This window comes from Algibacter aquimarinus, from assembly GCF_039543265.1.
Lineage (GTDB): Bacteria > Bacteroidota > Bacteroidia > Flavobacteriales > Flavobacteriaceae > Algibacter_B > Algibacter_B aquimarinus.
On record NZ_BAABJK010000002.1, the window covers coordinates 26,186 to 41,715 of the forward strand.

11 protein-coding genes are annotated in these 15,530 nt (G+C 30.4%); 8 read left to right on the top strand and 3 right to left on the bottom strand.

Annotated features, from left to right (window positions below; translation table 11 throughout):
- From ABD939_RS00140 to ABD939_RS00165, 6 genes are all read left to right on the top strand, one after another.
- Positions 1 to 1,182, top strand: coding sequence for an aspartate aminotransferase family protein (locus ABD939_RS00140; RefSeq protein ID WP_345162916.1), 1,182 nt, complete (start codon positions 1 to 3; stop codon positions 1,180 to 1,182).
- A 160-nt stretch (positions 1,183 to 1,342) separates the two neighbouring features.
- On the top strand, positions 1,343 to 2,731 hold the full coding sequence (locus ABD939_RS00145) for a tetratricopeptide repeat protein (protein WP_345162919.1): 1,389 nt from the start codon (positions 1,343 to 1,345) through the stop codon (positions 2,729 to 2,731).
- A gap of 52 nt (positions 2,732 to 2,783) precedes the next feature.
- Positions 2,784 to 3,794, top strand: a complete 1,011-nt coding sequence (locus ABD939_RS00150) for a DUF368 domain-containing protein (RefSeq protein WP_345162921.1) — start codon at positions 2,784 to 2,786, stop codon at positions 3,792 to 3,794.
- 2 nt (positions 3,795 to 3,796) lie between these two features.
- Entirely contained in the window at positions 3,797 to 4,813 is a 1,017-nt protein-coding gene (locus tag ABD939_RS00155; protein ID WP_345162924.1) for a DUF368 domain-containing protein, read from the top strand.
- A gap of 5 nt (positions 4,814 to 4,818) precedes the next feature.
- Positions 4,819 to 5,559: a shikimate dehydrogenase family protein gene (locus ABD939_RS00160; protein ID WP_345164047.1), complete on the top strand. Its 741-nt coding sequence runs from the start codon at positions 4,819 to 4,821 to the stop codon at positions 5,557 to 5,559.
- Positions 5,560 to 5,662: 103 nt separating this feature from the next.
- The gene (locus ABD939_RS00165) at positions 5,663 to 7,702 is read left to right on the top strand and encodes a DUF349 domain-containing protein (RefSeq protein WP_345162927.1); all 2,040 of its coding nucleotides are present in this window, start codon (positions 5,663 to 5,665) and stop codon (positions 7,700 to 7,702) included.
- Between the two features lie 37 nt (positions 7,703 to 7,739).
- On the opposite strand, the gene mazG is transcribed toward ABD939_RS00165, so the two are convergent.
- Positions 7,740 to 8,513 (bottom strand): nucleoside triphosphate pyrophosphohydrolase, encoded by a 774-nt coding sequence (gene mazG / locus ABD939_RS00170; RefSeq protein WP_345162930.1) that lies wholly within the window; start codon positions 8,511 to 8,513, stop codon positions 7,740 to 7,742.
- A 302-nt stretch (positions 8,514 to 8,815) separates the two neighbouring features.
- Here mazG and ABD939_RS00175 point away from each other — a divergent pair, with 302 nt between their 5' ends.
- Both ABD939_RS00175 and ABD939_RS00180 read left to right on the top strand, forming a co-directional pair.
- On the top strand, positions 8,816 to 10,348 hold the full coding sequence (locus ABD939_RS00175; protein ID WP_345162933.1) for a carboxypeptidase-like regulatory domain-containing protein: 1,533 nt from the start codon (positions 8,816 to 8,818) through the stop codon (positions 10,346 to 10,348).
- Between the two features lie 245 nt (positions 10,349 to 10,593).
- Complete coding sequence (locus ABD939_RS00180) at positions 10,594 to 11,820, top strand: tRNA modification GTPase (RefSeq protein ID WP_345162936.1); 1,227 nt, start codon at positions 10,594 to 10,596, stop codon at positions 11,818 to 11,820.
- Positions 11,821 to 12,108: 288 nt separating this feature from the next.
- Here ABD939_RS00180 and ABD939_RS00185 read toward each other — a convergent pair whose 3' ends face one another.
- Together ABD939_RS00185 and ABD939_RS00190 are read right to left on the bottom strand one after the other, a co-directional pair.
- The gene (locus ABD939_RS00185) at positions 12,109 to 14,376 is read right to left on the bottom strand and encodes an aconitate hydratase (RefSeq protein ID WP_345162939.1); all 2,268 of its coding nucleotides are present in this window, start codon (positions 14,374 to 14,376) and stop codon (positions 12,109 to 12,111) included.
- A 197-nt stretch (positions 14,377 to 14,573) separates the two neighbouring features.
- Positions 14,574 to 15,527, bottom strand: coding sequence for an AAA family ATPase (locus ABD939_RS00190; protein ID WP_345162942.1), 954 nt, complete (start codon positions 15,525 to 15,527; stop codon positions 14,574 to 14,576).
- Positions 15,528 to 15,530 lie beyond the last annotated feature (3 nt).

Genomic DNA, 15,530 nt, shown 5'->3' on the forward strand with positions numbered 1-15,530 from the left:
ATGACATCAGATTTTTTTAAATATCAAGCGCAAACTACAACGCACCCTTTAGCCATGGAAATTTCTCATGCAGAAGGATCTTATATTTATGACACAAATCAAAAAAAATATTTAGACTTTGTTGCCGGTGTTTCGGCATGTCCGCTAGGTCATAACCACCCAAAAGTTATAAATGCAATTAAAGAACAGTTAGATAAGTATTTACATGTAATGGTTTATGGCGAATATATTCAAAAGCCAGCTACAGAACTTACAAAACTACTTGCTCAAAATTTACCAAAGCCACTAGAAAAAACATATTTAACTAACTCAGGAACAGAAGCTATAGAAGGTGCGCTTAAATTAGCCAGACGCGCCACAGGGCGTAGCGAAATTATAGCAGCAAACAAAGCATATCATGGAAATACCATGGGGTCTTTAAGTGTTATGGGGTTTGAAGAACGCAAGCAAGCATTCAGACCACTAATACCCAACGTAAGATTCATAGATTTCAATAACATATCTGATTTAAAAAAAATAACAAAAAAGACAGCTTGTATAATTCTAGAAACTATTCAAGGTGGTGCAGGTTTTATTGAACCTAAAAATAATTATTTAGAATTAGTACGAAAACAATGTGATGACTTTGGGGCTCTCTTGATTTTAGATGAGATTCAACCAGGAATTGGCAGAACTGGAAAACTTTTTGGTTTCGAAAATTACAATTGTACACCAGATATATTAGTTACAGGAAAAGGTTTAGGAGGTGGCATGCCTATTGGAGCTTTTACAGCTTCAAGTAAATTAATGGACTTATTAAAAGATAATCCTAAACTTGGACATATTACTACATTTGGAGGACACCCAGTTATTGCAGCCTCTGCCCTTGCTACATTAAAGGAAATAACTGAAAGCAATTTAATGTATGAAGTCCTAAAAAAAGAACAGTTATTTAGAAAACATTTAATACATCCATTAATTAAAGACGTTAGAGGAATTGGTTTAATGCTAGCCCTAATAACACCGTCTGAAACTATAACAAACTCATTAATTCTTAAATGTCAAGACCTCGGCTTAATCTTATTTTGGTTACTTTTTGAGCCTAAAGCAGTTCGAATTACACCACCTTTAACCATCTCTAATGAGGAAATTATTAAAGGATGTGAAATAATTATTAGCGTTTTAGATGAAATAAATGAGTAAATATTATTCTTCAACTTTCTGAAAGTCAAAGAAGAACACTTTAAAATACCAGTAAATTCAATAACTGTTCATTACTTTGTTGAAAACATTTACAAAATCACCAACAAAAAAAGGTTTAGAAGCTTAAATTTAAACTTGTAGAAATCTTACAAATGTGCTTATGGAGTTTCGTCATAATGACAACAACAATTTGCCGCTTACTAAGTTTGAATCGATGTTAAAAACAAATCATATTTTGTTTTTTGATTCAGAAGAATTTGAAAACATCATTCATCACTATCTAAATCAAGGTAAAATAGCGTTAGCTAAAAAAGCCATAAAATTAGGTTTAGACCAACATCCTACCTCTATTAATTTAAGACTTTTTAAAGTTGAAGTTTATGTATTCGAAGACAAACTTGATGAAGCTGATGAATTACTAAACGAACTTTACAGCGTAGACCCAAAAAACGAAGAACTCTTCATTCAAAAAGCTAATATTTTTTCAAAAAAAGATGAACATCAAAAAGCAGTTGATGTATTAAAAAAAGCTTTAGAACTTACCGATGATGTAGTTGATTTGTATTCTTTAATAGGCATGGAATATTTGTTTTTAGATCAATTTGAAGATGCTAAAACATACTTTATGAAATGTTTAGAGGAAGATTTAGATGATTATTCTGCACTTTATAATGTTATTTATTGCTTCGAATTTTTAAACCAGAATGAATCTGCAATTGAATATTTAAATATCTTTTTAGACAAAAATCCGTATTGTGAAGTAGCATGGCATCAATTAGGCAAACAATATTTCATATTAAAAAAGTATGAGAAAGCATTAACTTCTTTTGATTTTGCTATTATTTCTGATGATACTTTCATTGGCGCATATCTAGAACGGGGCAAAATATTAGAAAAGTTAAAGAGGTACGATGAAGCTATTGAAAATTATACCATTACATTAAAGCTTGAAGACCCTACCTCATTTGCCCTACTAAGAATTGGTAGTTGTTATGAAAAATTAGGAAACCATGAGTTAGCACTTCAATATTACGACAGAACCGTTCATGAAGATCCGCTTTTAGATAAAGGTTGGATTGCCATTACAAAGTATTACAACAAAAGAAAAAACTACCAAAAGGCTTTATATTACATCAATAAAGCTATTAATATCGATACTGAAAATGTAATTTATTGGAAGTTATACTCACAAATAAACCAACGTTTAAATTTTTACGAAGAAGCTGAGCGTGGCTTTAAAAAAACACTAGAATTAGGAAATTACGAATTAAACACTTGGCTCTCTAGAGGCGATTTATTAATAAAACTAGGTGAACCAGAAGCTGCTATTTATAACTACGAACAAGCTATTGAGTTTTACCCAGATAATGCTGAGTTAGAATATAGGTTAGCTGGTTTATACTTTGTAGTGAATGAAAACGATAAAGGTATATTTTACTTAAAAAACGGTTTAAAACATAATGAAGAATACGCCTTTATTATTGAAGAATTATTTCCTGAAGTGCTAAATAAAATTTTAGTAAAAAACATACTTAAAACAAATCTCTAATTAAACGTTTCATTAAAATACATATCTTTGGTTTCGGCTTAAAAATCAAAATATGCAAAGACGTTTTAAAGACTACTTAATTATATCTCTTAAAGGCATTGCAATGGGAGCGGCAGATGCTGTTCCGGGAGTTTCTGGAGGAACCATCGCTTTTATTTCTGGTATTTATGAGGAATTAATTTCTACTATAAGTAATGTAAACATCTCACTTTTTAAAACACTTTTTAATAAAGGAATTAAATCCTTTTGGAAAGAGTTAAATGGAAATTTTATTCTGTCATTAATGCTAGGTATAGTAATTAGTTTTATATCCTTTATGAGGCTAGCAAAATATTTATTAGAACACCACCCAGTTTTAATCTGGTCTTTCTTTTTTGGACTAATTATAGCTAGTATTTACTTTATTGGTAAACAAATTACAAAATGGAATTTAGCTGTAATTTTGGCTTTAATTGTTGGCGCAGTTATAGCCTTTTATATCACTACACTTCCTGCTCTTGCAAGTAACGACAATTCATTATATCTTTTCATTGCAGGTGCCATAGCTATTTGTGCCATGATACTACCAGGTATTTCTGGGTCATTTATTTTGATAATTCTTGGTGCATACAAAACGTTAAGTGACGCCCTTCATGATTTTGATATTAAAAAAATTTTAATATTCACATCTGGTGCTGTAATAGGGTTATTAAGTTTTAGTCATGTTTTAAAATGGCTTTTTAAACATTATCATAATATAACCCTGGCCATATTAACTGGTTTTATTTTTGGATCACTTAATAAAGTATGGCCTTGGAAAAAAACAGTTTCTGTAATGAATGATGAAACAGGAGATATCGTTAATTTTTCATCAATTACAGATTTAGGGACACTATCGGTTTACCAAAAACAAATGAATGATTTTGAATCATATAAAACCGTTTTAGAAGAAAGCGTGCTTCCAATACATTACTCAGAATTAAATAGCTACATCGCAAGCTCGCAGTTAACAACGTCAATATTTTTAATGATTTTAGGATTTTTAACTATTTTTATTTTAGAACGATTAGGCTCTAAAAAATAATAATGCAACAAACCAGAACATTATCAGATAAAATTTTCCTCACCCTCAAAGGGCTTGGTATGGGTGCTGCTAATAAGGTTCCCGGAGTTTCTGGTGGTGTAGTTGCTTTTGTTGCTGGTTTTTATGAAGAATTTATTTACTCACTTAAAAAGGTAAATGGTAAAGCGCTTAAGTTGCTTATAAACGGTCGCTTTAAAAGTTTCTTTAACTATATAAATGGACGTTTTTTAAGCCTTTTATTTTTAGGCATGATAATAAGTTATTTTAGTGTCTCTAAAATTTTAGATTATCTTATTATACATTACGAGCTTTTTGTTTGGAGTGTTTTTTTTGGAATGATAATTGGATCTATTTACTACATAAATAAAGACTTTAAAGACTGGAATTACAAGACTTATACAGCCTTAATTATAGGAATCGTTTTAGGAGTAGGCATTAGTTTTTTAAATCCTGCTAAAGAAAATGATAACTTATGGTTTGTTTTCTTTTGTGGAATTATAAGTGTTTCAGGCATGACACTTCCTGGGTTTTCTGGATCTTTCATACTAATTTTACTCGGCAATTACGTTTTACTGCTAGTCGATTCTGTAAATGCATTATATGATACGGTTTACGAAATTTTAGGTGGCAATTTTAGTTTTTATGAAAACCCAGAGCGTACCAGAAATTTAAAAGTTCTTGCCGTTTTTACATTAGGTTCTGTTACAGGTTTAGTTACTTTTTCTCATCTTTTAAGTTATATTCTTAAGCATTACAAAAGCATTACACTTGCTTCTATAATTGGTTTTATTATTGGCTCACTTGGTGTTGTGTGGCCTTGGAAAAAAACTATTTACATAACAAATGAAAACGGAGAATTCCTATTTGACTCCACAGGCGAAAAAATCATTCAAAATTATAAACGGTATTTCCCCGAATTAAATACTGAAACCTATTACGCAATCGCTTTTATTATTGTTGGAATTGCTATAGTTTTGGCACTTGAAGTTTATGGACAAAAAACCAGAAAACAAAAATGAAAAAACTGAGGAAACTAGGGCTTTTAGGAAAAGATATATCTTATTCATTTTCAAAAACATATTTTAAAAAAAAGTTTGAAGATGAAAATATCGAAAATATCTCCTATGAGAATTTTGATATTAAATCCATTAATTTATTTCCTTCAGTAATTAAAACCACTGAAGATTTAAAAGGTTTGAACGTAACAATTCCTTACAAACAAGAAGTAATGCCCTATCTAGATAAAGTAAAAAAAATAGCAAAAAATATAGGCGCAGTAAATACAATAAAGGTTACTAAAAAAGGTAAACTTATTGGTTATAACACAGATTACTATGGGTTTTCAAAATCTTTAGAACCACTTTTAAAACCCTATCATATGAGTGCTCTAATTTTAGGAACAGGCGGAGCTAGTAAAGCTGTAGCTTATAGTCTAAAAAAGCTTGATATTCCTTATCATTACGTTTCAAGAAAAAACTCAGACGGCGTTAGTTATACATATGAAACCTTGACCGAGAGTATCGTTAAGCAACACAAATTGATAATAAATTGCACGCCATTAGGCACGTTTCCTAATATTAATGATTGCCCAGATATTCCTTACGGTGGTATTACAAATCATCATATTTTATTCGATTTAATATATAATCCAGAAGAAACCACTTTTTTAAAATATGGCAAAGAAAAAGGAGCTACAACAAAAAATGGCTTCAGAATGCTTGAATTACAAGCTGAAAAATCTTGGTCTATCTGGAAATTAGACTAAAATCTTCATTTATTAAATTAAAAGCCTTTCATCTCTTTTGTAAATACTAGACTTGTTAGTATCTTTAATGCTACCTAATTTAACGAACCCTAAACATTTTAAAATGTCTGATATTAATAAACTGCAAAATAATGCAGAAGGAGCTGAAGAGATTAACAATACTAATAATGAATTAAATAATACAGAATCTACTAATAATACTTCTGCTGAAGTAGATGATTTTGAAAGTACTGTAAATTCAAAAGAAGAAAGTAATCTTAAAGAAAGTGATGATGTTGATAAGCTACCAAATGAAACAGACACTAAAGATGAAGAAATTACTGAAGAGAAAGCTTCAGCAACTGAGAATGATGAGGTAATAAATGAAATAGAAGAATCTAACGCTGAAGATGCTGAAGATGAAGGCAATAAAGAGCGACACACCATTGAGGTAAAAGAATACGACTCCATGTCTTTAGAAGCATTGGCTATAGAATTGGAAAAGCTTTTAAAAACGGAAAAAGTACAAGCAATAAAAAAACATGTAGATAGTATTAATGGGGAATTTAAAACTAAATTTCAAGCATTAATTGATGAGAAAAAAGAAGAGTTTTTAAACGATGGTGGAAACGAAATAGATTTTTATTATTCATCTCCTGTTCAAAAAAGATTTAAAGAAGCACATCGAGAGTATAGAAAAAAACTCAACGATCACTATAAGAGTTTAGAACAAAATTTAAAGCAAAACTTAGCTGATAAACTTGAAATTATAGAGGAATTAAAAGGGCTTCTTAATCTAGAAGAGAACATAAATACTACCTACAAGCACTTTAAAGAATTACAAGAACGTTGGAGAAATACAGGACCAATTCCAAGAGACAAGTACAATAATGCCTGGAATAGCTACCATCATCATGTAGAAATGTTTTATGACTTTTTACATTTAAATAGAGACCTACGCGATCTAGATTTTAAACACAATCTTGAAAAAAAGTTATTAATTATTGAGCGTGCAGAAGAATTAGCAAAAGATGACGATGCCATGCGATCCTTTAGAGAGTTACAAGAACTTCACAAAATGTGGAAAGAAGAGCTCGGACCTGTTGGTAGAGAGCATCGAGAAGAGATTTGGGAACGTTTTAAAGCTGCTACAAAAATAATAAATGATAAACGTCAAGTTTATTACAAAGAGATAGATAAGATTTACGAGAAAAATCTTGAAAATAAACTTGAAATCATAGCTAAAATTGATGCTCTTAATACCCAGCAGACTAATTCTCACGGTGGTTGGCAAAAGAGAATTAAAGAAGTTGAAGAATTACGAGATCAGTTTTTCAATGCCGGTAAAGTCCCTATTAAAGTAAATGAAGCAACTTGGGCTAAATTTAAAGATGCAGTAAGAACATTTAATAGACAAAAAAACGCTTTCTACAAAGGGCTTAAAAAAGATCAATATAAAAACCTACAACTTAAACTTGATTTGATAAAAGTTGCTGAAGACAACAAAGAAAGTGAGGATTTTGAAACCGTTACACCTTTGATGAAAAAGATTCAAAGTGATTGGAAAAAGATTGGTCATGTTCCAAGAAAAGATAGTGACAAAATTTGGAAACGTTTCAAAGCAGCTTGTAATTATTATTTTGATAGAATACATTCTAAACGAAACGCTGCAAGCCAAGAACAAGTTGAAGCTTACAACAAAAAGAATGGATTTTTAACTAGTTTAAAAGATTTAAAACTTCCAAAGGACAAGGAAAAAGGTGTAGAAATCCTAAAAGAACAAATAAAACAATGGCAATCTATAGGTCGTGTTCCTAACGATAAACGCTACATAGATGGAAAATTTCAAAAAACTATTGATGGTTTATTAACCACTTTAAAGGTAGATAAAACTGAAGCTGAAATGATTAAGTATGAAAATAAACTTGATAGCTTAGTAAACCCAGACGACACCAAAAATTTAGATAACGAACGAAACTATATTCGCAAGAAAATTGATGAGGTAAAAGGACAAATAAATCAGCTAGAAAATAACTTACAATTTTTTACTAACGTCGATGAAGACAACCCATTAGTAAAAGAAGTTCATACTAATATCAAAAAACACAAACAAGATCTAGATGTTTGGAAAGCAAAGCTTAAGAAGATTAAAGGGTTTTACTAAAAAAGACAAGTAATATTTAAAAACTTAAGTAATTAGATTAAAGGCCTTTTGCTTCTTCCCAAAATACATCCATTTCAGCTAAAGTCATATCCTTTAAAGGTTTGTTTAAGCTTTTTGCTTTACTCTCTAAATATTGAAAGCGCTTGGAAAACTTTTTATTGGTTCGTTCTAAAGCGTTTTCTGGATTAATATTTAAAAAACGTGCATAGTTAACCATTGAGAACATTACATCTCCAAATTCGCTTTCCATTTTGTCTTGGTTTCCAGATGTTACTTCTAATTTAAACTCGTTTAGCTCCTCTTCTACTTTTTCCCAAACTTGATTGGGTTCTTCCCAATCAAAACCTACTCCCGCCACTTTTTCTTGAATTCTATTAGCTTTTACTAAAGCTGGTAAACTTTTTGGAACACCTTCTAAAACGCTAGTTTTCCCTTCTTTTAACTTTAGGTTTTCCCAATTGCGCTTTACATCGTCTTCATTTTCTACTTCTACGTCGCTGTAAATGTGTGGGTGCCTATTTATTAGTTTTTCACAAATACTATTGCACACATCGGCAATATCAAAATCTTTGGTCTCGCTACCTATTTTAGCGTAAAAAACAATGTGTAATAACACATCTCCTAATTCTTTTTTTACTTCTTCTAAATCTTTATCTAAAATAGCATCTCCAAGTTCGTAAGTTTCTTCTATGGTTAAGTGGCGTAAGGTTTCCATAGTTTGTTTTTTATCCCATGGACATTGTTCGCGTAACTCGTCCATAATGGTTAATAATCTATCAAAAGCTTTTAACTTATCTTGTCTGGAGTTCATATTTTGAAGTTTTTTCAAAAATACGGTTTTGGTTTTTTTAGATTAGAATAATCTATTAAAAATCTCTTTTAAATTGACAGTTGTTATTTAGTTTACAGCTTGTCTTTGTGAGAAAAAAAAGATAACTTCGTTTAATACCTAAAAAAGTTTGTTGAGACAAAATTTTTCTCAGTCTAAATTAACATTAGGTTGATAAAAATTCAACGTAAGATTAGATGTTTTTAATTACAAAAAAATCAAGTTTATTTTTTTTATTATTCCTAGTATTATTTTCCAACTTAATAAATGCTCAAGAAAATAAATTGTTTAATTGTAAATTAATAAATTCAAAAAATAAAACTCCATTACCTTTTGCTACTATATTAATTAAAAATAAAGCTAAAGGTTTAATATCTAATATAGATGGAGGATTTAAAATTCCTTATAAACTAAAAACATTAAATGATACGCTGGTAATTTCTTCTATTGGGTATACTACTAAAGAAGTTTCCTTATCGGACTTTGATACGGATATAATTAATGTAATAACGTTAGCTGAAAAAACAGAAATACTAAATGAAGTGGTTGTAATTGCTTCAAAGAAGAAAATAAAACGAAGAAGCGCATTGGAAATTTTCAATTTAGCTCTAGAGAAAATACCAGAAAACTATCCTTTTACACCATTTTCTTATGTAGGGTATTATAGAGATTATCAGATAAAAGAAAAAGAATATTTAAATCTAAACGAAGCCATAATGGAAGTGTTCGATCCAGGTTTTGCCCTAAACGATTTTAATCACACCCAAACAAGAATATATCAATATAAGAAGAATACTATTTTTCCAATTGACACCATTGCCAGTAAACCTTATGATTTTATAAAAGGTGAAAAAAAAATTTCCTCAAATTTTAATATACGTAATGAAAATGGAAACGAATTTACTATTCTAAGGTCGCATGATGCAATACGAAATTATAATATAAACACCTATGATTTTGTAAATAGACTAGACTTTAATTTTGTTAAAAACCATCAAATTAAGCGATTACCAGATACATCAATTAACAACATTCCTCTTTACTGTATAGATATTTATAAAGCTTTAGATAATATTATAGTGAATGGTAAAATTTATATAAGTAAAGGAGACTTTAAAATTTATAAAATGCAATACGCAGTTTATGACAACAGAAAACCTAACAAGAAACTAGATACACAAGAACAGAGTTTTGGAAAACTGCTTTATGAAATTATTTTAGAATATCAATTAAAGAAAGAAAAAATGTATTTAAACTATATTTCTTTTAATAACACATTTGAAGTTTTACAGAATCCAAAATTTACCACAGTTGGTGCAGAGATTAATTACACAAAAAGTTTTGATCCTATTTCTAATACCTATGAAATCATTTTTAATAGTTTTGAGATTACTTTTAATAATATATTATCCCCAAAAAATGCGTTTAAAAAAAGTAATTATAAATTATGGTACAGAGATAAAAAACTGAAAATTGATAATATAAAAGTCAATAAAGATAAAGTAGTTTTGTATTTAAATGAAAAATTGATTTTGAGTTCTAGGGAAATGAAGTCTTCAAATGAAAAAATTGAAAACAATATAAATATAAAAGTCAAAAATTTAAAAGATATTAATGGGAATTTAGTAAACCAAAGAGAATTTATAAGTTATAATCAATTTAGAGAGTTTTTTGTTCAAGAACTTAAAATAAACTCTTCTAAACCATCAGGCACTTTCTTCATGTTAAAAAACGATCCTATTTTTAAAAATCAACCCATAGCTCCGTTTGAAAATCTTTCAGATTATTGGTTGAATACGCCTTTAAAAACTGATTAGCTTGATATTATAATTTGAAAAAAAAATTAATACAATACTTCATTACAAAACATTAAACAATCAAAGATCAAATTGAATAGTTAGTATAACTTAATTGAAGGTAAAAAACAATATTTAATAGTAAGTAAATTATCTTAATTACTGAAAGAAATATTTTATATTTAACTAATTATAATTAAAGTTTATCTCAGCCTAAGAATACACAATTATAATAAGTAAAATAAAAATCGTCAATTAAATAAAAAATGTTTAAAAAAATAACTTTATTTCTTGCTCTAATTTTAGGATTAAATAGCTTTACGCAAAGTTCATTTATAAAAGGGTATTACATTAACAACTCAAATGAAAAAATAAATTGTCTCATAAAAAACGTTGATTGGTTAAATAACCCCACTGAATTCAAATATAAACTTTCTGAAAGTTCACAACAAGAAACCCAAACTATCAATTTAGTTAAGGAGTTTGTAATTATTAACGTAGCAAAGTATGTTAGGCATAATATTAATATAGATAGATCTAGTAATGTAATCAATGAAATGGGATATGATAAAAACCCCATTTTCAAAAAAGAACAATTATTTTTAAAAGTACTCATAGAAGGAAAGGCAAATTTATATTTATATGAAGATAAAGGCTTAGTACGTTACTTTTTTAATAAAGACCTGACAGAAGTAAAGCAATTAATATTCAAAAATTATTTAACTGACGAAGGAATGGTTGCTAAAAACAATGAGTTTAGACGACAATTATGGAATACTCTAAAGTGCGAGAATATTTCTATGGATCAGTTAGCTAAAATAAACTACAGACAATCTGAATTGATAAAGTTTTTTTCAAAATATAATGAATGTATAAATTCGGAATTTGTTAACTATCAAAAAAAACAAAAAAGAGATTTATTTAATTTAACGATACGTCCAGGTTTAAGAAGCTCATCTCTAAGCATTGGAAATCGAAACTCTAGGAGAAACTTTGATTTTGATAAAGGAATAACTTCTTTGAGACTTGGTCTTGAAGCTGAATTAATTTTAGGTTTTAACAACAGTAAATGGTCACTTCTTATAGAGCCTACTTATAAAAATTTCAAAACAGAACAAACATTTAATTCAATATTTACGTCAGATGAAGAATTTTTCGTAGCAGCCAATCAAAAAGCTCTTGATCTCAATTTTGGTGTTAGATATTATATCTCTTCAAATAAGAAGATCAATATTTTTACTAACATAATAGGTACATACACAAAAAGTTTTGATTCTTCAATAACTATTACTTCTTCAATAGAAGGGAAATCTGTTGAGAAACTAGATATTACCTCAGGAGGTAATGCTGCAATTGGTATTGGGTGTAAACATAGGGCAGGATATTCTATGGAATTAAGATACTTACCAAAGCATGATCTTTTAAATGGTCTAGGTGCATGGGGTTCACAATTTTCATCCGTATCAATATTGTTTGGTTATACTATTTTTTAAAATAATTATGGACATTAAATTGTATCCTCTTCAAAAACAAAACTAATTTCGGTTTAAAAACAAAGCAAGCTGATAAGTACACTAGCCATTATTTTCACTTCTTATTCAATAGATAAGCTGTTTTTTATAGTCTGTCTGTATCAATATGCAACTGAAAGATTACTCATTTATTACAACGCTAAACTTCTCAACATATCTAAAAATAAAATTCAAGACACTCAAATAACTTTATAAAACTAAAAAATCCAGCCTTTGCAGACTGGATTTTTAAATATAAGTGCTTGTATTTTATGCGTTTTGCTTCTTAATTAAATTAAGCGCAGAACCTTCGTTATACCATGCAATTTGCGCATCATTGTAAGTATGATTCAATTTGATAAGGTCTTTTGATCCATCTTCATGAACAGCTTCTAGAGTTAACTGCTTACCTGGAGCAAATTCACTTAAATCTATGAAATTGAATGTATCGTTCTCTTGGATTAAATCATAATCGCTTTCATTCGCAAATGTTAAACCTAACATCCCTTGTTTTTTAAGGTTTGTTTCGTGAATACGTGCAAACGACTTTACAATTACCGCAGCAACTCCTAAATGACGTGGTTGCATTGCAGCATGCTCTCTGGATGATCCTTCACCGTAGTTGTGGTCTCCAACAACAATAGTTTTGATTCCTGCCTTTTTATATTCGCGTTGTACATCTGGTACACCACCATAATCTCCTGTTAATTGATTTTTAACAAAGTTTGTTTTTTGGTTAAAGGCATTAACAGCTCCAATTAATGTGTTGTTTGCAATATTATCTAAATGACCTCTAAAACGTAACCAAGGACCAGCCATAGAAATATGATCGGTAGTACATTTACCAAATGCTTTTATTAATAATTTAGCACCTGTAATTGAACTACCAAGAGGCGTAAACGGTGTTAATAATTGTAAACGCTCTGAATCATCTTTTACAGAAACTTGAACATGGCTTCCATCTGCTTCTGGTGCTAAATATCCGTTATCATCAACAGCAAAACCTTTTGGAGGTAATTCCCATCCTGTTGGTTCTTCAAACATCACTTCTTCTCCATTCTCATTAATTAACTTATCCGTTAACGGATTGAAATCTAATCGTCCTGCAACCGCAATAGCAGCAGTTAATTCCGGTGATGCTACAAAGGCATGTGTGTTTGGATTTCCATCAGCACGCTTAGCAAAGTTTCTGTTAAAAGAATGAACAATACTGTTTTTAGGTGCATTTTTTGGATCCGAATATCTTGCCCATTGCCCAATACATGGTCCACAAGCATTTGTGAATATTTTAGCATCTAGGTTTTCAAAAATACCAAGAATTCCGTCACGTTCTGCTGTGAATCGAACTTGCTCTGAACCTGGATTAATTCCTAATTCAGCTTTCATTTTTAAACCTTTATCTAAAGCTTGTTGTGCGATAGATGATGCTCTTGATAAATCTTCATACGATGAATTGGTGCAAGAACCTATCAACCCCCATTCTACTTTTAGGGGCCAATCGTTTGAAGTTGCCTTTTCAGTCATATCTGACCCAACTTCAGTAGATAAGTCTGGAGTAAATGGTCCATTTAATAATGGCCCAAGTTCAGATAAGTTAATATCAATAACTTGATCAAAATATTGTTCTGGGTTTGCATAAACCTCAGCATCAGCAGTTAAATGTTCCTTAACTTGGTTAGCCGCATCAGCAACATCTTCTCTATCTGTGGCGCGTAAATAACGCTCCATAGATTCATCATATCCAAATGTTGATGTAGTTGCACCTATTTCAGCACCCATATTACAAATGGTTCCTTTTCCTGTACAAGACATTGATGTTGCTCCAGGTCCGAAATATTCAACTATTGCACCTGTTCCACCTTTTACAGTAAGAATTTCAGCTACTTTTAAAATAACATCTTTTGGTGCTGTCCATCCAGATAATTTACCTGTTAATCTTACACCTATTAACTTTGGAAACTTCAATTCCCAGGCCATACCAGCCATAACGTCTACAGCATCAGCTCCTCCTACACCAATAGCAACCATACCTAACCCGCCAGCGTTTACTGTATGCGAATCGGTACCAATCATCATCCCACCTGGGAATGCATAATTTTCTAATACTACTTGATGAATAATACCGGCTCCAGGTTTCCAAAAACCTATACCATATTTATTGGACACAGATTCTAAGAAGTTAAAAACCTCACTACTTACATTATTTGCATGTTTTAAATCTGTTGCAGCGCCTTCTTTGGCTTGTATTAAGTGATCGCAATGTACTGTTGTTGGAACAGCTACTTTATCTTTTCCAGCTTGCATAAATTGTAATAATGCCATTTGCGCTGTAGCATCTTGACATGCAATTCTATCTGGTGCAAAATCTACATAGTCCTTTCCTCTTGTAAAAGCTTTAGTAGGTGTTCCATCCCAAAGATGAGAATATAATATCTTTTCAGAAAGGGTTAATGGTTTCCCTACTATCTCTCGTGCTTTGTCTACACGATCAGCCATTTTGGTGTAAACACCTTTAATCATATCGATGTCAAATGCCATATAATTTGTTTTTATTTTGATTTGTTAAAACGTAACGCAAGTTACTAAATAAATACAAAGTTTTAAAAATAAACCGTGCAATACAATAGCGGGGTATATTTATTTATTATACTAATATTATTAATTAGTATGATTGTATTTTCATCATTGATTTTTCGATAAAAATGATGATTTATCAAGAAGAGAATTATCTTTTCTTAAAAAAGACTTTTAATTACTTGGTTTTCTGAAACACCTTCAGCTTCTGCTTTGTAGTTTTTGATGATTCTATGTCTTAAAATGCTATATGCAACAGCTTGTACATCCTCAAAATCTGGAGAAAACTTACCATTAATAGCTGCATGAGTTTTTGCTGCTAATATTAAATTTTGAGAAGCTCTTGGTCCTGCTCCCCAATCTATATAATTTTTAACTAAATCATTTGCTTCATCACTATTGGGTCTTGTTTTACCTACCATTGCTACAGCATATTCTATAACATTATCTGCCACTGGTATACGCCTAATAAGGTGTTGAAAGTCTATAATTTGCTGAGCCGAAAACAAAGCATTTACTTTAGCCTGAACATCGTTAGTAGTAGATTTAACAACTTGAACTTCTTCTTCAAAAGTTGGATAATCTAAATTGATAGCAAACATAAAACGGTCTAATTGAGCTTCTGGTAACGGATAAGTTCCTTCTTGCTCAATAGGGTTTTGAGTGGCTAAAACAAAATAAGGAAGTTCTAGCTTATAATGGTGACCTGCAACAGTTACAGCACGTTCTTGCATGGCCTCTAAAAGTGCAGCCTGAGTTTTAGGTGGTGTTCTATTAATTTCATCTGCTAATATAATATTAGCAAAAATTGGCCCTTTTATAAACTTAAAATGCCGATCTTCATCTAGAATTTCACTTCCTAAAATATCACTAGGCATTAAATCTGGAGTGAATTGAATTCTTTTGAAATCTAAACCTAAAGCTTGTGCAATAGTATTTACCATTAATGTTTTAGCTAATCCAGGAACACCAATAAGTAATGAATGACCTCCAGAAAAAATAGAAATTAAAATTTGGTTTACCACCTCATCCTGACCAACTATAACCTTGGCTATTTCCGTTTTTAAATCTTTATATTGCTTTACAAACTGTTCTATTGCAGCGACATCAGACATATA

What these genes read in the sequence shown, in the direction of transcription:
- ABD939_RS00150 (WP_345162921.1), top strand. Translation starts at nt 2,784, where the DNA reads ATGCAAAGACGTTTTAAAGACTACTTAATTATATCTCTTAAAGGCATT.
- ABD939_RS00145 (WP_345162919.1), top strand. Translation starts at nt 1,343, where the DNA reads ATGGAGTTTCGTCATAATGACAACAACAATTTGCCGCTTACTAAGTTT.
- ABD939_RS00180 (WP_345162936.1), top strand. Translation starts at nt 10,594, where the DNA reads ATGTTTAAAAAAATAACTTTATTTCTTGCTCTAATTTTAGGATTAAAT.
- ABD939_RS00165 (WP_345162927.1), top strand. Translation starts at nt 5,663, where the DNA reads ATGTCTGATATTAATAAACTGCAAAATAATGCAGAAGGAGCTGAAGAG.
- ABD939_RS00140 (WP_345162916.1), top strand. Translation starts at nt 1, where the DNA reads ATGACATCAGATTTTTTTAAATATCAAGCGCAAACTACAACGCACCCT.
- mazG (WP_345162930.1), bottom strand. Translation starts at nt 8,513, where the DNA reads ATGAACTCCAGACAAGATAAGTTAAAAGCTTTTGATAGATTATTAACC.
- ABD939_RS00155 (WP_345162924.1), top strand. Translation starts at nt 3,797, where the DNA reads ATGCAACAAACCAGAACATTATCAGATAAAATTTTCCTCACCCTCAAA.
- ABD939_RS00190 (WP_345162942.1), bottom strand. Translation starts at nt 15,527, where the DNA reads ATGTCTGATGTCGCTGCAATAGAACAGTTTGTAAAGCAATATAAAGAT.
- ABD939_RS00185 (WP_345162939.1), bottom strand. Translation starts at nt 14,376, where the DNA reads ATGGCATTTGACATCGATATGATTAAAGGTGTTTACACCAAAATGGCT.